The 17,559-nt window shown below is 51.7% G+C and carries 13 protein-coding genes; 9 read left to right on the top strand and 4 right to left on the bottom strand.

Translation table 11 applies throughout. The annotated features are described in order from the left end of the window. Positions 1-330: 330 nt before the first annotated feature. From ABVT36_RS02665 to ABVT36_RS02645, 5 genes are all read left to right on the top strand, one after another. Positions 331-1,410, top strand: coding sequence for an efflux RND transporter periplasmic adaptor subunit (locus ABVT36_RS02665; RefSeq protein WP_368455143.1), 1,080 nt, complete (start codon positions 331-333; stop codon positions 1,408-1,410). Further along, the gene (locus ABVT36_RS02660) at positions 1,407-4,520 is read left to right on the top strand and encodes an efflux RND transporter permease subunit (RefSeq protein ID WP_368455142.1); all 3,114 of its coding nucleotides are present in this window, start codon (positions 1,407-1,409) and stop codon (positions 4,518-4,520) included. Before ABVT36_RS02665 ends, ABVT36_RS02660 begins: the two co-directional genes overlap by 4 nt. A 13-nt stretch (positions 4,521-4,533) precedes the next feature. Beyond that, positions 4,534-5,712: an alpha/beta hydrolase gene (locus ABVT36_RS02655; RefSeq protein ID WP_368455140.1), complete on the top strand. Its 1,179-nt coding sequence runs from the start codon at positions 4,534-4,536 to the stop codon at positions 5,710-5,712. 181 nt (positions 5,713-5,893) lie between these two features. Continuing rightward, on the top strand, positions 5,894-6,568 hold the full coding sequence (locus tag ABVT36_RS02650) for a response regulator transcription factor (protein ID WP_368455139.1): 675 nt from the start codon (positions 5,894-5,896) through the stop codon (positions 6,566-6,568). Next, the gene (locus ABVT36_RS02645; RefSeq protein ID WP_368455138.1) at positions 6,558-7,808 is read left to right on the top strand and encodes a sensor histidine kinase; all 1,251 of its coding nucleotides are present in this window, start codon (positions 6,558-6,560) and stop codon (positions 7,806-7,808) included. Before ABVT36_RS02650 ends, ABVT36_RS02645 begins: the two co-directional genes overlap by 11 nt. A gap of 161 nt (positions 7,809-7,969) precedes the next feature. On the opposite strand, the gene ABVT36_RS02640 is transcribed toward ABVT36_RS02645, so the two are convergent. Beyond that, entirely contained in the window at positions 7,970-8,521 is a 552-nt protein-coding gene (locus ABVT36_RS02640; RefSeq protein WP_368455137.1) for a hypothetical protein, read from the bottom strand. 979 nt (positions 8,522-9,500) lie between these two features. Here ABVT36_RS02640 and ABVT36_RS02635 point away from each other — a divergent pair. Further along, positions 9,501-10,436, top strand: a complete 936-nt coding sequence (locus ABVT36_RS02635; protein WP_368455136.1) for a LysR family transcriptional regulator — start codon at positions 9,501-9,503, stop codon at positions 10,434-10,436. A 224-nt stretch (positions 10,437-10,660) separates the two neighbouring features. Here ABVT36_RS02635 and ABVT36_RS02630 read toward each other — a convergent pair whose 3' ends face one another. Then, positions 10,661-10,975, bottom strand: coding sequence for a metalloregulator ArsR/SmtB family transcription factor (locus ABVT36_RS02630; protein ID WP_368455135.1), 315 nt, complete (start codon positions 10,973-10,975; stop codon positions 10,661-10,663). Positions 10,976-11,079: 104 nt separating this feature from the next. Between ABVT36_RS02630 and ABVT36_RS02625 the strand changes: the two genes are divergently transcribed. Both ABVT36_RS02625 and ABVT36_RS02620 read left to right on the top strand, forming a co-directional pair. Continuing rightward, positions 11,080-11,958, top strand: coding sequence for an MBL fold metallo-hydrolase (locus ABVT36_RS02625; protein ID WP_368455134.1), 879 nt, complete (start codon positions 11,080-11,082; stop codon positions 11,956-11,958). Between the two features lie 228 nt (positions 11,959-12,186). Next, positions 12,187-13,926 carry a SulP family inorganic anion transporter gene (locus tag ABVT36_RS02620; RefSeq protein WP_368455133.1) on the top strand — a complete coding sequence of 580 codons (1,740 nt, stop codon included), beginning with the start codon at positions 12,187-12,189 and terminating at the stop codon, positions 13,924-13,926. A gap of 513 nt (positions 13,927-14,439) precedes the next feature. On the opposite strand, the gene ABVT36_RS02615 is transcribed toward ABVT36_RS02620, so the two are convergent. Both ABVT36_RS02615 and tnpA read right to left on the bottom strand, forming a co-directional pair. Further along, positions 14,440-15,156, bottom strand: a complete 717-nt coding sequence (locus ABVT36_RS02615) for a DUF2306 domain-containing protein (RefSeq protein WP_368455132.1) — start codon at positions 15,154-15,156, stop codon at positions 14,440-14,442. Between the two features lie 449 nt (positions 15,157-15,605). Next, positions 15,606-15,893, bottom strand: coding sequence for an IS200/IS605 family transposase (gene tnpA / locus ABVT36_RS02610; RefSeq protein ID WP_368455131.1), 288 nt, complete (start codon positions 15,891-15,893; stop codon positions 15,606-15,608). 250 nt (positions 15,894-16,143) lie between these two features. Between tnpA and ABVT36_RS02605 the strand changes: the two genes are divergently transcribed. Then, a complete protein-coding gene (locus ABVT36_RS02605; protein ID WP_368455129.1) occupies positions 16,144-17,364 on the top strand; it encodes a helix-turn-helix domain-containing protein in 1,221 nt (406 codons plus the stop codon). The last annotated feature ends 195 nt before the right edge of the window (positions 17,365-17,559 follow it).

Below are 17,559 nucleotides of genomic sequence, written 5' to 3'. Positions count from 1 at the left end.
CCTCGAGGTGCTATAGAGCCCAGCGCCTATGTGATTGTGAAGACGCCTGGCGTCAATGTGGTCACGATATTGCCGAAAAGTAGCCCGGCCTCTCGGTGAGCAATCCGATCCTGAATGTACCCGGCTCGCCGAAGCTGGAGACCCCTAATCCAGGGAGTGGTCACGGCAGCTAGTGTCTGTCACCAGATGGGGCTGGTGGCGTAGCAAAAGTCGTCTCCGGCAACGGCCGTTCGGCTTGATGGCCTGCAGATTCCACCGATGCGCCCCTTTGTTAACTGCTTCTTAACCGCCGCGACGATAGGCTGGCCCCCTGTTTCAGGAGTCCCGAATATGATCTATCGCCCATTGATACTCACAATGATATTACTGACATCAGGGCAGGTGTTTTCCCAGCCACCTCCCACTCCGGTCTTCGTTGCGGAAGTGAAGCGTGTCCAGTGGGTTGAGCCAATTGAAGCATTGGGGACCCTGCAAGCCGATGAGAATGTGATTATCACCTCGACGGTCACCGAAAAGGTGACCCGGATCAATTTCGACGACGGCGACCGGGTGGCCAGTGGTGACCTGCTGCTGGAAATGGATGCATCCGAAGAGCGGGCACTGCTGTCCGAGGAACGGTCGCGCCTCAGTGAAGCGGAGTTGCAGATCAGGCGGCTCAACCCGCTCATTGCCAAGGGGAGCGCCCCGGAATCGGCGCTGGATGAGCAGGTTCTCAAGAAGCAGACTGCCCAGGCGCGCATGGAAGCCATCCAGGCCCAGATACGTCAGCGGCAAATCCTGGCTCCCTTCGACGGGGTTATCGGTCAACGCAATATCAGCGTTGGCGCATTGGTTCAACCGGGGACTGTGGTTACCACCATCGATGATGACCTGACCATGAAGCTGGACTTTTCAGTGCCGGCGCGTTTTCTGTCGCTGCTGACCCCCCAATCCGAGGTTACAGGAACCACCGCCGCCTGGCCGAACGAGGTGTTCCGCGGAAGCCTGAGTAGTGTCAATAGCCGAATTGACCCGGTTACCCGATCCATCTCAGTCCGGGCGATATTGCCAAACCCCGACCACAAGCTGCGCCCGGGCCAGCTGATGCGGGTGCGTCTGCTGACGCCGGCCAGATCGGCGCTGATGATTCCGGAGGAAGCGCTGTTGAGTCGCGGCAAACAGGAGTTTGTCAGGCGTATCACCACTGAAGACAACCGCACAGTGGCCACACAAGTTGCAGTGACCATTGGTGCCCGTCGTCAGGGCGGCGTGGAGATTCTGGCGGGCCTGGCAGAGGGGGACCAGGTAGTGACTCACGGCAATGTCCGTCTCAGCCCCGGGGCCACAGTGGAAGTGAAGGCGGTACAGGCAGATGACAACCAATTGGTGGATCTGCTGGCACAGCCGCGCTCTGGGGAGCTGACGCCGTGATTTTGTCTGATATCTCCGTCAAGCGGCCTGTTTTTGCCAGTGTGCTGTCGATTCTGCTGGTGGCATTCGGGTTGGTGGCTTTTGAGCGGTTGTCCCTGCGTGAATATCCGCATATTGATCCGCCGGTTGTTACCATCGAGGTTAACTACCCGGGTGCGCCCGCCAATATTGTCGAGACCCGCATCACCGAGGTGGTGGAGGAACGTATAGCGGGTATAGAAGGTGTGCGGTTTATTGAATCCTCTTCCCAGGATGGCCGGTCCCGCATCACCCTGGAATTTTCCATCAACCGCGATATCGATGCGGCAGCTAATGACATACGGGACCAGATCTCCGGTATTGCCGATGACCTGCCGGTGGATGCCGATCCCCCGGAGGTACAGAAAGTCGACAGTAATGACGACGTGATCATCTGGCGGAATTTAACCAGTGACAGCATGACCGTACAGGAGCTGACCGATTACGCACAGCGCTTTCTGGTTGATCAGTATTCCACTGTGGATGGCGTTGCCCGGGTGCGTATCGGTGGTGGCCAGGATACCGCCATGCGCATCTGGCTGGACCGGGAGGCAATGGCGGCCCGCAACTTGAGTGTTGGCGACATCGAGGCGGCACTACGCGCCGAGAATGTGGAGTTGCCGGCGGGCAGACTGGAATCTGAAACGCGGATCTTTCGCGCCCGGGTTAACCGCCAGTTTATTGAACCGGAACATTTTGCCTCCCTGGTGGTTGGTCGGGGCGAAGATAATTATCTGATTCGCTTGGGTGATATTGCTGAAGTTGAACTGGGTGTGGTGGAGGACAGAACATTTTTCCGCGGTAATGGCGTGCCCATGGTGGGCATCGGGATTATCCGCCAGTCCACCGCGAATACCATAGAGGTGGTCGACGGCGTACTGGAATTGACCGAACGTCTCAACCATAGTCTTCCCGAAGGCATGTCGATCGAGGAAAGCTACAACGCGGCGGTGTTTATCGAGGCATCCATTCTCGAAGTGTATTTCACGCTCCTGATTGCCATCGCCTGTGTGGTTCTGGTTATCTACCTGTTTCTGGGCCGGGCCCGCGCCATGTTGATCCCCGCCGTGACGGTACCGGTTTCGCTGGTGGCAACCTTTATTGCCATGTATGCGTTTGGTTTTTCCCTGAATTTACTCACCCTCCTGGCACTGGTGTTGGCCATCGGCCTGGTGGTCGATGATGCCATTGTGATGCTGGAAAATATTGTCAGGCGCATGCAGGAATACGATGAGCCGCCATTGATTGCCGCCTACCGCGGCGCCAAGCAGGTGGGGTTTGTGGTGATCTCGACAACCGTAGTGCTGATAGCAGTCTTTGTGCCTATCACGTTTCTTGAAGGGGATATTGGCCGGCTGTTCACGCAGTTTGCACTGACCATCGCCGCCGCTGTCAGCCTGTCGTCTCTGGTGGCCCTGACACTTTGCCCCATGCTGGCTTCCAAACTCCTGAAATCTGGCCAGGATGACACCCAACCCAGCCGCTTGGTCAGGTGGGTGGACTCGGACTCAACCCGATTGCGCGATCGCTATATCAGCCTGTTGAAACTGGCGTTGCGACGACCACTGATCGTCTCCCTGGTGGTCGCCCTTGTGGCCGTGATTAGCTTTATGGCCTATCCGCGTATAGCCCAGGAATTCACCCCCTATGAAGATCGGGGGGCATTTTTCCTCATCGTGAATGGTCCCGAGGGTGCAAGCTATGCCTTTATGGAAGAGTATATGGATGAGATTGAACGCCGCTTGATACCCTTTGTCGACAATGGGGAAATCAATCGGTTGCTGGTCCGTACCCCCCGCTCATTTGGCAATATCGAAAACTTCAACTCCGGTTTTGCTATCGCCGTACTCAATGACTGGTCCGAGCGCCGCCCCGCCAAAGCGATTATGGCTGATGTAAGTGCTGCCCTGGCAGACCTTCCCGGAGTTCGCGCCTTCCCGGTGATGCGGCAGGGGCTGGGTGGCGGCGTCAGCAAGCCGGTACAGTTTGTTCTCGGGGGTAGTAATTATGATGACCTGGCCGAATGGGTCCAGATACTGCAAGAACAAATAGATGCCAATAATCCCGGCCTGAATGGTGTCGATACCGATTACAAAGATGTCCGGCCACAATTGGACTTCACGGTTGACTACGACCGGGCGGCGGACCTGGGGGTGAGCATCACGGAAGTGGGGCGCACCCTGGAAACCATGATGGGGGGGCGCAGGATCACAACCTACCTCAATGACGGTGAAGAATACGATGTGATCGTTGAAGGCATGCGCGACAACCAGCGGTCTCTGACCGACGTCAGCAATATCTACGTGCGTTCCAGCCGGTCTCCGCAGTTGATTCCCATCTCCAACCTGGTTGACATCCAGGAGTATGGTGCTGCCGAAACCTTGCCCCGTTTCAATCGAATTCGCTCCATTACCCTGGAGGCAAACCTGGGCGAAGGGTACAGCCTGGGGGAAGCCCTGAGTTATCTGCAACAATTAGTTCGCACCCATTTGCCGCCCGAGGCTATGATCGACTACAAAGGGCAGAGCCGGGATTTTATTGAGTCAGGGAGCTCGATTTTATTTGTCTTCCTGTTGGGGCTATTGGTGGTCTATCTGGTCCTGGCTGCTCAGTTCGAAAGCTTTATTCACCCTCTGGTTGTGATGATGACAGTGCCCTTAGCCTTGGCTGGCGGATTACTGGGGCTCTATTTCACCGACAACTCGCTGAATATTTACTCGCAGATCGGCCTGATTATGCTGGTGGGGCTGGCGGCCAAAAACAGCATCCTGATCGTGGAATTTGCCAACCAGCTGCGCGAGCAGGGCATGTCCTTTGATGCGGCCCTGATGGAAGCCTCATCAACCCGCTTTCGGCCTATCCTGATGACCGGACTGACGACCATTGCCGGTACAATTCCGCTGGTCCTCACCAGTGGCGCCGGTGCGGAAACCCGCATCGCCATTGGCACTGTCGTACTGGCGGGTGTAATGATGGCGACGGTGTTTACCCTGTTTATCGTTCCGGTTGCCTACCAGTTAATTGCCCGTAGAACCGGCTCGCCAGGCGCCATCTCCCGCGCCATTGCCGAAGCCGAATCACCGGCTGTCTGAAGCAGGGGTAAAAATGAAGGCGCGAGTACATGCGGTTTTATTCTGGCTGCTACCACTACTGGTCAGCTGTCGTGGCGTCCCTACGCATCCGATGCTGACGCCGTCGGAGGCGAGTCCGGTCACCGACTACAGCTCCTTTGAGCAATACGTTGCGAAAACCGAGCAGCTATTGACAAGGCACCGGTACTTTCTCACCAGTGATACACAGGCGGAGATCACCGCCAACCTGCCGTTCGAGCGTTCCGCGGGCAAGGACCTGAAACCCACAAGAGGCGTGCTGTTGATCCATGGGCTTGGGGATTCCCCCTGGTCATTTGTGGATATTGCCAAGTCTTTGAGCCGGCATGGTTTCCTGGTTCGCACCCTGTTGCTGTCCGGCCACGGAACCAGGCCCGCAGATATGCTTATCGCCGATCACGATAGCTGGCAACAGGAAGTCCATCGACAGGTTGCACTGCTAAAGGCCGATGTCGAGGAAGTATATCTGGGAGGATTTTCGACAGGTGGTAATCTGGCGTATCTTGAAGCGGCCGCAGATCCGGTGATCAAGGGGCTGATGTTGTTTTCACCGGGATTTGAATCCGGGCAGCCACTGGCAAGGTTTGCCCCGCTGCTCAGCCGCTTCACGCCCTGGCTGTTTGTGCCGGACCCCGATAGGCTCACAAACTATACGCGCTATGCCAGCATGCCCACCAACGGCTTTTCCCAGTACTACAAAACCAGTGCAAAAGCCATGTCGAGGCTCAGCAGGGAAAAATTCCGGCGGCCGGTATTTATCGCGCTGAGCGAACACGACAGTGTCCTGGACAGTGCAGAAATACACAGACTGTTTGTTAAAAACTTCACCCATCCGCAAAGCCGTCTTATATGGTTCGGCACCTCACCACCGGGCCTGGCAGATGAGCGCACTCTTTACCTCGACAGCAAGCTTCCGTCCCTGCGGATCAGCAACATGTCTCATATGGGTATTCTCTTTTCCCCGGATAACCCCTATTACGGTATCCATGGCAGTGAGCGTATTTGCCATAATGGGCAGGAGCTCGAAGACGCCAGTGACCATTGTCGTAGTGGTGGCGAAATCTGGTACAGCGCATGGGGCTATAATGAATCAGGCAAGGTCCATGCGCGTCTGACCTTCAACCCCTATTTCGGAGCTATGATGAAGGAAGTCAGGTCCACTTTTACTTTTTAGGCGCATAAAAATAGATTGATTTTCAAGCTTTAAGAGTGCAAAAGTCATCGAATATTCACTTGGGGCAGAGTAAGGCAGGGGGCCGGGCTGGCATTTATGCCCTTAGATTCAGCCCCGGGGAACCCGAAGTAAAAGAATTGAGATAGTAGGTGTCGGATAGCTATTGCACAGGAGTTCATCGATGACTGTTATTGTGGTTGAAGACGATCGTGCTTTGGCAAGTACTATCATAGATTATTTGGAAATCGAAAATATTGTCTGTGACTATGCCAGCGATGGCGTTAATGCCCTCAACCTGATTCGGGCGAACAGCTATCAGGTTATCGTTTTGGATATCAACCTGCCCCGTATAGATGGTCTGAACGTTTGCAAGCAATTGCGTGCCAGCGGCAATACCACCCCGATCATCATGCTAACAGCTAAAGACAAGCTGGATGACAAATTAAATGGTTTTCGCGTGGGAACTGACGATTACCTGGTCAAACCCTTTGCCATGGATGAACTGGTGGCCCGGATTCGTGCTTTGAGCGGCAGGTTGAGCGGGCAAACCACAAAGATATCCGTTGGGGACCTGACTCTGGATTTGGACCAGAATATTGCCAGCCGGGGGGATCGTATCCTAAAACTATCTCCGACCGCTTTTAGGCTGCTCGAAATATTGATGCGGGCAAGCCCCAGGGTGGTCAGCAAGCAGGTATTGATCAATTCTGTTTGGGGCGACGATTACACTGATGCCAACAATCTGAAAGTCCATATCCACCATATACGAAAACAGGTGGATCATCCGGAGCAAGTTCCGCTGGTTCACACAATCAAGTCATCCGGTTATGCAGTGAGGTCCGCCAATGAAAATTAGGACCCGCCTCAATGTTGTATTTACAGTTACCTGTATTCTCGCGTGCCTGGTCATGTCGCGAATATTCTTTGTGCTTATGTTCGATTATTTCAAAGAAGGTACCGGAACCGCTACCAAAACTTTTCTTGAGGATGCTGCCAGGCAGGATATATCTGGAAATACCACCCAGTTTGATATTTATATTCGAAAGAACTGGAGTGAATTTCCCGAAGACTTCAAGAAATATGCGAAAAAGCTTCCGTCAAAAGAGGGCGATATCGTCAAGTTTAAAGGCCATATGCCATTGCTTCATACACCCGATAAGCTTTATTATGTCCTGATGACGCGCAATAAAGCGGGGGATGAGGTCTACGTTGGTAAGCGGGTTGACTGGCACAAAACCGAAACTATGATCGGTAATTTCAGTGTGCATATTTACTGGAGGCTATTGCTGCTAAGTATATTTTTCTCAGCAATTTTTGCTGTTTTCCTGCTATTTATCCTTAGAACTATAGTATCTCCATTGGAGTCTCTTAAAGCCTGGGCTCAGGAAATTTCCAGTAAGAATATTGCAGGTAAAAATACATTTGAGCCAAAATTTCGCTACAAGGAGATTTCAGATATTGCTGAAATTATAACTGACAGCCTGGCAAGAAGGCAGGAGAGTATAGATAGGGAAAAAGAATTTCTCGAATTTTCCAGCCATGAACTGCGGTCACCCCTGGCCGTCATGAAGAGCAATGTGGATTTGTTGAAAAAACTTGACCTTCATTACCCGGACAAGGTTGATATTGCGGTAAGCCGTCTCGATTTTGCAACCACCACCATGTCTCGACTGGTGGATACTTTTCTCTGGCTCAGTCGCGGCGATAACCAGCCAGTTGCCTATGAAATCATAGATCTCGAGGAGCTGGTTACCCAGGTAGCTTCCGAAATGCAGTACCTGACAAAGGGGAAGCCGGTATCGATAGAAATTAACACCAGCCCCTATAAAACCTCGCTACCTCTAATGCCGTGTCTCATTTTGCTGAGAAATCTAATTGGCAATGCTTTTCAGCATGTTTATGAAGGCGCTATAGTTATCCATCAGGATGCCGATTCTATTAAAATAGTTAACAAGCATCATGCTGTAGACAGCGGTCATAATTCCGGATTCGGGTTGGGGCTGAGGTTGGTCGAAAAAATTTCGGCTCAATACAACTGGAAAGTGAAAATCGAGAAGTCAAAAGAGTATTTTCAGGTGGTGGTGAGATTTTCGTAATTGTTGTCCAAGCTTTTAAGGGGAAAGCGTCCGCGGGTAGGGCCCCTGGATTTGGAGTATAAATCTGGGAAGAATATGACTGACGGCCTCCACATAGGGATGCGGAGGCCGCTGCAAACTTTAGCCTAAAGCCTAATGTGGCACTTGTGAACTCAGCAGTGTCATGGCGAAACCAGCTGCCACTGGGATCGCTCTAGAGGGCTTTTATCACAATAATCCAGGTACAGGGCTCTCCATCTATCCCGGCTGCTCAATGTTTGAGCTGATTTGTCTCCAACGACAATACATAGATTTGATCCGCTGAGCTCCAGTTGTTTATTTTGCTTGAATGTGAATTTTTTGTGCATGGACGGACTGGCAAATACACCCCTTTCTTCACAGGGTTTTAGCATTAGACTGGTTCTCGGTAATAGCGTGCTTCCGGTCCCCATGGCGGTGACACAACGGTCAAAAGCGGTAAAGAACAACATACTGTCCGCATTGTGTTCAACCAGTCCGTCTGGTGCGGCGCCGGGCTTACAATTATGTGCCACAAGAGGCTTGTCCGCGCGGAAATTTCCTCTGACCCCCTGCACATCGAAACAGTATCCATCATTCGGGCGATCAAGCTTGTCAACCAGCTGCAAATACTTTGGCTCGTCGGCGTAAGAATGAGTCCAGCTAAAGACTAGAAATACTGCAGTTGAGGCGCAGGAAATAGCTTTATTAATCATCGATAAGTGAACTCCTTGGATGAATAAGTATTGAAGTGAAACTCTAGCACAGGCGGGTAGGCCTGAGAATAAACTTTCCAAAGTAAGACAGGCGGTTAAAAACAGTTTGTAGATTTTGGCGACAATTTAAGCTATTGATGCTGTGATTCCTGATTTTGTCGCGGCCTGTGAAGTCATAGACTTTTTTATTGCCGGGGAGTTCATAGTGAAGTCCCAATGGCTGGAGACTGATAAATAGGGCCTGAAGCTGTAATGGTGTCCTTACCAATCGAACTGGTGGCAGGGCTTTGGTTGGCGCAGTCCTGAGTTGAGTCTAATTTGAACCTGAACAGATGTATGTGGATGTGGTTTTGCTTATCGTTCAGTCGACAACGAAATTTGGTATCGAATGGATGCGCTGAGATTAGCTGTGAGAAACTCTTGTCGATTTGGATAGCTTCTCCGGTATTATCAATTGCCCGTGCGGGTTGTTGAGTTAAAGTAATCCCCCTATAACCGGTTCATAGGACTTCAGGAATCAGATTCAGATCGCCAAAGCATTACGGGATAAGCAGGTAGATGACAAAGGCCCTACCCGGTTTGGAACCCAGTTCTTTTCGGTCGCTATATTTCTGTGGGTACGGCTTGAGTTGGCGGCTTATAGGTCCTGAAATGGCTGGCTTGTACCAGTGTGGATATTGGGAAAAGCTGCAGGATGGTGAATGGGCGTCTAATCATGTATCTCTGGAAATTGATGAGAGATTTTGATTTTTCCTTAATCTCTGATCACAGGGCATGAATTTTTATTGGATAATAGTGAATACCAGGATTTTGTATTTATTCAACGGTTTGCGTACAAACTGTGCAATATGTGCAGCCCTGTCGCAATTCAAATCCTGCCACCTTATGAGTATTAATATATCCACAATAATTTGTTATTGGTGAGTTCATAAAAACTCTGTAGAATCCCGGTCATATACATAACAAGAATAACAGTCATATGGACCAGCCTTCTTTCAGTATCAACCCCAAGGGTTTGGAGTGTTTCCGCTCTATCATGGCGACGGGCAGTGCCACTGCTGCCGCCCGGCACCTGGGCCTGACTCAACCCGGCGTCAGTCGCCTGTTGGGTGTGTTGGAATCCTATCTGGGTTTTGAGCTCTTCTATCGGGAAAAAGGCCGGTTGATTCCGACAGAAGAGGCGTTGACGCTGCACCCGGAGGTGGAGTTGGCGCTGGACAGCCTCGAGCGGGTCACCAGGCTGGCGCAGGGTCTGAAGGATTCAGATATGGGAGCCCTGCGAATCGTCGCTCCGCCCAGTGTCGCTGAGGGTATGTTGTCGGATTTGGTCAGTCGCTTTCTGGTGGCCTATCCCAGTGTACAGATCAGCCTGGATTCCCATAGCGTGGATACTGCCACCAAGATGGTGGCTCTGCGCGCGGTGGACTGCGGTTTTCTCAAGCTGCCCGTCGATTACCCAGGCCTCAGTGCCCACTCCCTGTTCGTCGCTAATACGGTTTGTGCCCTCGGCGGTGACCACCCGCTGGCGCAAAAGGATAAGATAAGTGCCCAGGACCTGCAGGAGGAACCGCTGATTCTGATGGGTAAGGGGCGGCATTCCCGGGTGCAGATAGAAAAGGCCTTTCACAGCGCGGGTGTAAAAATGCGTGTGCAGGTGGAGACGCATACCATCGCTGGTGCCTGCGCTTTCGCCCGGCGTGAGACCGGTATCGCTCTGGTCAATGGGGTGCTGGCCCGGCAATATGCCGGCGGTTCCCTGGTGTTTCGCTCCTTCGTGCCCGAGATAGCACAAGAATACGCTTTTGTGACCTCGGCCCATGCACCCATGACGCGAATCACTCGAACCTTTTTCGGTTTTTGCAAAGAGTATTTTACCGGTGAAAGTGGGGGCGGACAGGGCCTTCATGTTGTTTAAAGAGCGGTACAGCGGCGTTGTGGAGCGGTGTGCCTGGGGCGGTTTAAGCTGGTTGCAGTGTGTGTCCGGCCTGGCCCCTTAGATATCTCCCCGACCCCGGTGGCATTGAGGTGAGGGGTTCCCTAATTGTCGCACGGCAGTTGTGGTATTTTCCCAGCCGCTGAATAACTACTTATGCGTGCGGAGCAGACCGGGGGTGAAAGCGCTCCAGGGGGCGCTGGTGATTACGGCGCGCAATAGAGTTGATAAAGAGTCTGCAGCAGTGCCAGCACCCGCCGATCGCGGATTCGGTAGTAGATGTGTTTTCCCTCACGGCGGGTGGCCACCAGTCCTTCCCGGCGCAATATGCCCAGTTGTTGTGACAGGCTGGGCTGGTGGATATCCAGTTGCTCCTCCAGCTCGCTTACGCATAGTTCTTCGTGACTGAGCTGACACAGCAGTAACAACCTGTCCCGGTGGGCCAGAGAGCGTAGCATGGTTGCCGCCTCGGCCGCTGAGGCGCGTATTTTTTCCACTCGGATGCTGGAGGTCTTGGGCATATCCGGGCTCTTTGCCGCCTGAATTCCAAAAACAAATTCTATTTGTAAACATAATACAGAATAATATATTGTTGCCAAGCTTACGGAAGTTAAGAGACAGGTATATGTCGATAAGAAAAACCGGGCCCCTGGTTGAGCCCTTTTTGGATAAAGCTTCAGAGACCTGGAGTTACGTGGTGTACGACCGCCCCGGAGGCTCCGCCGCAATAATAGACCCGGTGCTGGATTTCGACGTCCCCTCCGGCCGCACGGGAACCGCCAATGCCCAGCGACTGGTGGATTATGTGCGTGCGCAGCAGCTCAGCCTGGATTGGATTCTGGAGACCCATGCCCACGCGGACCACCTGTCCGCGGCACCATTCATTCGTGAACAACTGGGCGGCAGGGTGGGCGTCGGTGAACATATCCGCGATGTACAGAAAATCTTCTGCGATGTTTTCAATCTGGAAAGGGAGTTTCTGGTGGATGGCAGTCAGTTTGATCACCTGTTTGCCGATGGGGATAGTTTTACACTGGGCGATCTGCAGGGGCGGGTCATCTACTCACCGGGCCATACCCCGGCAGACATGGCGTGGCTGATCGGCGACGCGCTGTTTGTCGGCGATACCCTGTTTATGCCCGACGTCGGCAGCGCCCGCTGCGATTTTCCCGGCGGCGACGCGACCCAGCTCTACCGTTCGGTGCGACATCTACTGGAGCTGCCGGAAGACACCCGCATGTTTATGTGCCACGACTATCCTCCGCAGGGTCGCGATAGGCACTGCTGTGAAACCACCGTGGGTGAGCAGAAGCGCAGTAACATCCATATGCGGGCGGGTATCAGCGAGGCGGAGTTTGTGGCCATGCGCCAACAGCGCGATGCCACATTGGAGGTGCCGCGGCTGATTCTGCCTTCCATCCAGGTGAATATCCGGGCCGGCCAAATGCCGCCGGCGGAGGACAACGGCACTGTGTACCTGAAGATTCCCGTGGACAAATTGTAAGGAATGTCCCTCGGCCCCTGGACCGGTGGAAATATGGCCTATGGATAAATTCGCCCCAATCCCCGCTGCGGGTAAGCGGATAGGTATAGTCCGCAGCGGTGGCAGTCTCTCATGCCGCTTCTGCAAGGCCGCGAGGCATCGTCAGAGCACGGAACGAAAGTACCCGGTTATACGGGGGGCAACTTGCAATTCCGGCAGTGGCTCGGATGCTTCGGACTCTTGATTGTTATGGGAAGATTCAAGAACTATCTGCCGATTTTCGGCTGGCTTAAAGACTACAATAGTGCCTCCTTGCGCAGCGATTTACTGGCGGCAATGATTGTCACCAGCATGCTGATTCCCCAGTCCCTGGCTTATGCCTTGCTGGCCGGCTTGCCTGCGGAAGTGGGGTTATATGCGAGTATCGCGCCCCTGGTCGCCTACGCTGTTTTCGGCAGCAGTCGTACCCTTTCGGTGGGACCGGTTGCCATAGCCTCGCTGATGAGTGCAGCGGCATTGGGGGAAGTGGCCCTGCAGGGCAGTGAAAGTTATCTGGCAGCGGCCGCCATGTTGGCACTGTTTTCCGGGTTGTTTCTGCTGTTACTGGGGTGGTTGCGCCTGGGTTTCCTGGCCAGCTTTTTGTCCCATCCGGTTATCTCGGGATTTATCACCGCTTCGGGAATACTCATCGCATTCAGCCAGCTCAAACACCTTCTGGGTATCGAGGCAGGCGGTCACAGCCTGCCGCAGTTGGTACAGTCGATGCTGACCGATCTGTCGCAATGGAGCCCCTATGCGCTTGGGCTGGGACTCGGAGTCGGCGCATTTCTGGTCTGGATGCGAAGCGGCGCCGTGAGCTTGCTGACGCGCCTATCCGTTCCGCGCCACCAAGCGGCACTGCTGGCAAAAGCGGCACCCCTGGTGGGCATTGTGGTCACTATACTGCTGACCCTGTGGTGGGACCTGGAGCAAAGACAGGTGGCACTGGTGGGGGCTATTCCTGCGGGTCTGCCATTGCTGTCGGTGCCGAACCTCAGCTGGTCGCTTGCACAGCAGCTGCTGCTGCCGGCATTGATGATATCCATTATTGGCTATGTGGAGTCGGTGTCGGTGGGTAAAACCCTGGCGGCAAAACGCCGACAAAAAATCGGATCTAACCAGGAGCTTATCGGCCTCGGCGCAGCCAACCTGGCCGCGGGGTTTTCCGGGGCCTTCCCCGTTTCCGGTGGTTTTGCCCGTTCAGTGGTTAACTTCGATGCCGGCGCAGTTACCCAAATGGCCAGTATTATTACCGCAGCTGGCATTGCCCTCGCTTCGGTTTTTCTCACACCTTACCTATACTACCTGCCCAAAGCGACACTGGCGGCAATCATTATGGTGGCCGTGCTGTCGCTGGTGGATTTTTCCATTTTAAAAAAAACCTGGCGGTTTTCCAGAAGCGATTTCTTTGCGGTACTCATCACCATTTTGGTCACCCTGATATTTGGAGTGGAGGCGGGCGTTTCTTGTGGCGTGATCGCTTCCATTGTGCTGTTCTTGTTACGCACTTCAAAGCCGCATATAGCAGAAGTAGGGCTGGTTGAAGGGACAGAGCATTTTCGCAACATAAAAAGGCATAAAGTGATCACTGATCCTCAACTCCTCAGCATTCGTGTGGACCAGAGTCTGATGTTTTCCAATGCCGGATTTCTCGAGGATCGCATTTACGCAGATCTGGCCGGCAACAGGCAGGTACGCCATGTGATCCTGATGTGCAGTGCAATTAACGAAATAGACTGGAGTGCCCTGGAAGTGCTAGAAGCAATCAATAGTCGCCTGGTAGAGCAGGGTATTGAGCTGCATCTGTCCGAAGTCAAGGGCCCGGTCATGGATTCTCTGGTGCGTACGGGATTTCTTGGGCACTTATCGGGAAAGATATTTTTAAGTCAGTACCAGGCATTTGAACAATTGCGCTATAGAAGCGACCGGCAGTTAGTGTCGGAGGTATAACCAGTCGCCTCTCAGTCTGATACACGGTTGTATTTCAAGGTGCAGCGCAAGCACATACAGCCGGGTGTGGCACATAGGAGCAGCTCCGGTAGCGTCTCTTCTTCGACAGCAGGCTTTGTCCTGCGGCTAATGCCGATCAGCTCTTAACGGCTGGGTGTGGCCCATTGCCGCGAATACTATTCACACTGTAGATTGATAGTACTCCTGCACAATTGGCCGGGGCGTTGCTGATTCAACTGTGCGGAAGGCAGAGGTTTTACGCAATTAGATGTGGAACCTTTAAAATCCCGACGGGTCTATTTAACAAATTGCCACCCTTCAATTGACCCTGGATACCTGGAAGTCCTCACATCGGGTGGCGCGGTTTATTTTTTGAGCAAAATGGCGCATGAAACCTGAAGTCTGTACACTGTTTTAAATAAAAGGACAGACTTCCTGGGCGCTGCTCAAACTGCAAAGGCTTTATGCAACCCCCCGAGCCGCTTCGTTAATGCATAAGAAGGAATTGTACCTTCAATAAGATTGCTCGGGCAAAGTCGGAGCATTTGGTTGAGAAACGCTATTTTGCCAAGTAATGACTTTCGCGATAGCTAAATTAATCGCCATAGCAATGAGTCGGTCATAATTATTATGGAAAGCCCGTAAGGATTCATAGATTCCCTCCCAGGAGCTAAACACAAGGTGTAATAAGGCACCGGTAAACAGTGGTGTGATTGCTGCTAAAGAAAGTGCTACGGCACCTATCATCCATTTTTTATGCTGTGCAATACGCCCTTTTTTAATATGCACAATGGCGACACAAAAAGCGGTGCAAATAGCGGTACTCATAATAAGCAAGGAAACAAAACGCCCACCCAGCTCATGTGGTGAAAGCATCAAATGCATCCAAACCCCTGACAAAGCCATAATACAGCCCGAGGTAACAGCCAGTCGTCCGCCTACTTTGTGCCATACCGACCGACGCACTCTAATTCGGGGTGAAAACTGCCAAGGCATAGTCAAAAAGAATAACACGCCAGCCGTTGCATGCGTTAGTATCGCCGCAGGTGTAGCAAAGTACTGTGCATTGATGACATCCGACACCCCCGCCACAGCGCCGCTGCCAAACAGGACCAAAGCTAGGATAACAATTGCAGGGATACCAGGTATGGCAGTTATCAATAATAACCCGGCCACCACGGGCCAGTTGAATGTAATAACCTGTTTAGTATGCCGAGTTTGTGCGGTCATTGTTTACTTTCTTTTCCGTTTGATAAAGCTTGAGCACAGTATTTCGCAAGCCTGAAAAGACATCGTCCAACCTTATTGGCAAGGACCATTTTCACCTGTCAGGCTGTTGAAATTCGAAGAATTTCGACGCCTGGTGCCGGAATATGGATGTTCCGGCAAAATCGACGACGCCTAAGTCGTTGATTTTGGGAGAAAAGTGAAAATCACATTTTTCGCTTTTCGTGTTTTGAAACAGGCAGGATGCCTTTTTCAACAACCTGCTAGATAGGCACTCAAGAAGCACAATAAATCAGCAACTTTCCGCGAAGCGGGCGGTATATTGCAAGCCACCAGAGGGAGATATGTTACAGCCCCATCAACCCCATCAACCCCATCAACCCCATCAACCCCATCTGCCCTTGATGGCGTTTCTCGCTTTCTTGATTCTTGATGTACTCTCGAATTAGCTGCTAATCTGGGCCAACTGTGCCAACGCAGTAGCCCCTGCCCCAGAAATGCCTGCCGGTGAAATTTCCCTTGACCTGCAAGTGCTCACGCAATATTAGAATCGCCGACTTGCCTTTAAGGAGCGCTACCGTATGAACCACACCGAACTTGGGAGGAATCCTCAACAATATGTGGATGCGCTCCTTCATTGCATAATCCTCGGCTAGGCCAATTACTGCTTGGCAGCAAAGATCACGGAATATGGCTCCGACCTGTCTTCTTAAAGTACCAAATATCATTTTTTTCGACACTTCTGGACAAATACTATGTGATACCTGCAATAATGCTTAACGTGGACTTGGATCTGCCTGTCTCTCATATGGCCAGCTAAAAGAACCTGCCGTTTAATGGGTGGCTATATCCTCTACCCTGTACGACTGAACGGCACAGCCGTGTCAAGCCTCACCGACAGAGGTGGTGGTTTCCTACGTATTAATCCAAGGTGTGGACTTGTAAAATGAGCTTACTTTAAATATAAAAACAAAACCAAGGAGCCAACTGATGAGTGACCAGCCGATTCTCTTTTCTCTCAATATTGCAACGCTTTGCATCATCCTTTTTAGCACTCATCAACTGGTTTTGCGTGCACATGGCAGGCAGATGTACTGGCCACTGGCGCTGTGCTTAATGTCTATTGGTATGGTCATTTGCCTGCCTTCAGTTCAGCGGCTGATACCTCAGTTTCAAGTGATCAGCTTGATACTTTCAATGCCCGCGCTACTGTTGATTGCCCCTTGCTTATGGCTCTATACCAATGGCCTGACCAGCCAGATACCATGGCAGCTTAAACTAAAGGACGGTATGCATTTAGCACCCGCAGCTTTTGGCTGTTTGATAGCTTTAGTCGCGCTTTGCTTGCCAGCACAGTACTTAAATGCAATATTAGTCACAGAAGAACACAGTGTTATTGAGCAAGCACCTGGCCTTTATCGCAATACCATCTATGGCTTGCTGATCTCAGCGTTTCTGATTGTATTAGGCTGGGTATTGCAGTCTGCTTGGTACGCCTGCAAAATCGTCTTTAGGCTAAGAGTTTATCGTGCTCAGCTTCAGGATGTATTTGCCTCCACCGAACAAAAAGAACTGCGTTGGTTAAACTGGCTATTGATAGTAGTGGGCGGAGTTTGGATGTTTACCGCGTTCAATTTGGTGCTCGACAACCTTTTCAGTCCAATGCACTTTGACGCTCGGCTTTATGCTTTGATGATTTTTATGGTGATCTATAGCCTCGCACTTTGGGGGCTAAGACAAAAACCAGGTTTTGCAGAGCTTTATGCCGCATCGCCCTCTGCCGGCAGCACATCTATCGAACTGAAATCCATCAGTGGAAGTTCAGATAACGGTGAGCAAAAATACCAGCGCAGTGCATTGAGTGCGAAGCAGGCGACCAAAATTGCGGAAAAAATAGAGCTTGCCATGAAGAGTGATAAACTCTACCTTGATGCAGCTTTATCACTCCCAAAACTGGCTGCACATATCCACACTTCACCAAACTATATATCACAAACGTTAAACGAAACATTGGACGTGCGTTTTTTCGATTACGTAAATCAATATCGAGTATCAGCGGCTAAGACACAGCTAAGAAAAACGGACTCCACGATACTCGAGGTGGCCATGGCAGTTGGTTTCAACTCAAAGTCGGCATTTTATACCGCGTTTAAGAAGTACGTCAAAATTACACCTAGCCAATATAAAAAGCAATATCACCCAGCCAATTAGTAAAGTAAGCGGATAGGTTTTATTTAAGCTAGTTTTTCTAAATTGTCTATCCCATTTTGGAAAATTGACGATTAAGATTGATTATTGATTAGGTATAAAAAAATAAATAGGCACTTCAATGCTTTGGCTTATACTATATTTAATTCCGGTGACTTAGCCTTGAAATACTGGGTATGTTTTTTTGTATCTAATGGA

Source organism: Microbulbifer sp. TYP-18, assembly GCF_040932045.1.
Classification (GTDB): domain Bacteria; phylum Pseudomonadota; class Gammaproteobacteria; order Pseudomonadales; family Cellvibrionaceae; genus Microbulbifer.
This window is presented reverse-complemented; position numbering and strand designations above follow the sequence as displayed.

Bases quoted from the DNA above. Each gene is read 5' to 3' on its own strand.
- ABVT36_RS02665 (WP_368455143.1), top strand. From the start codon at position 331: ATGATCTATCGCCCATTGATACTCACAATGATATTACTGACATCAGGG.
- ABVT36_RS02640 (WP_368455137.1), bottom strand. From the start codon at position 8,521: ATGATTAATAAAGCTATTTCCTGCGCCTCAACTGCAGTATTTCTAGTC.
- ABVT36_RS02615 (WP_368455132.1), bottom strand. From the start codon at position 15,156: ATGACCGCACAAACTCGGCATACTAAACAGGTTATTACATTCAACTGG.
- ABVT36_RS02605 (WP_368455129.1), top strand. From the start codon at position 16,144: ATGAGTGACCAGCCGATTCTCTTTTCTCTCAATATTGCAACGCTTTGC.
- ABVT36_RS02635 (WP_368455136.1), top strand. From the start codon at position 9,501: ATGGACCAGCCTTCTTTCAGTATCAACCCCAAGGGTTTGGAGTGTTTC.
- ABVT36_RS02630 (WP_368455135.1), bottom strand. From the start codon at position 10,975: ATGCCCAAGACCTCCAGCATCCGAGTGGAAAAAATACGCGCCTCAGCG.
- ABVT36_RS02655 (WP_368455140.1), top strand. From the start codon at position 4,534: ATGAAGGCGCGAGTACATGCGGTTTTATTCTGGCTGCTACCACTACTG.
- ABVT36_RS02645 (WP_368455138.1), top strand. From the start codon at position 6,558: ATGAAAATTAGGACCCGCCTCAATGTTGTATTTACAGTTACCTGTATT.
- ABVT36_RS02625 (WP_368455134.1), top strand. From the start codon at position 11,080: ATGTCGATAAGAAAAACCGGGCCCCTGGTTGAGCCCTTTTTGGATAAA.
- ABVT36_RS02620 (WP_368455133.1), top strand. From the start codon at position 12,187: ATGGGAAGATTCAAGAACTATCTGCCGATTTTCGGCTGGCTTAAAGAC.
- ABVT36_RS02650 (WP_368455139.1), top strand. From the start codon at position 5,894: ATGACTGTTATTGTGGTTGAAGACGATCGTGCTTTGGCAAGTACTATC.